1 protein-coding gene is annotated in these 323 nt (G+C 48.0%); it reads left to right on the top strand.

Features of this window, described 5'->3' with window-relative positions; translation table 11 throughout:
- A partial coding sequence (locus OUO13_RS12880) for an integrase core domain-containing protein (protein WP_283174305.1) occupies positions 1-323 on the top strand: 323 nt, incomplete at both ends.

Genomic DNA, 323 nt, shown 5'->3' with positions numbered 1-323 from the left:
GAGGTGACCTGCCAGGTACTGAAACAAGCGCTCAAACTGACCGGAGCGAATGGTCAGGGTATCCTGTTTCATACCGATCGTGGTTCGGAATATGGCGCTGAAAAAGTGCAGGATCTACTCAAGGATAAAGGGATGATTGCCAGCATGAACCGCCCCGGGAAGTGTACCGACAACGGAGTTATGGAATCCTTCTTTCATAGCCTGAAAGCAGAGAAATTAACAGGCCAGATATGGAAAAGTTATTCTGGTCTGAGAAAAGCCATCAAGGATTACATTGATGGCTTCTACAACCGATCACGCCTGCACTCTGGTCTGGGTTATCT

The organism is Parathalassolituus penaei, from assembly GCF_026626885.1.
GTDB classification, from domain to species: domain Bacteria; phylum Pseudomonadota; class Gammaproteobacteria; order Pseudomonadales; family Oceanobacteraceae; genus Oceanobacter; species Oceanobacter penaei.
The sequence above is the reverse complement of the archived record's forward strand: the minus strand, read 5'-3'. Positions and strand labels throughout refer to the sequence as shown.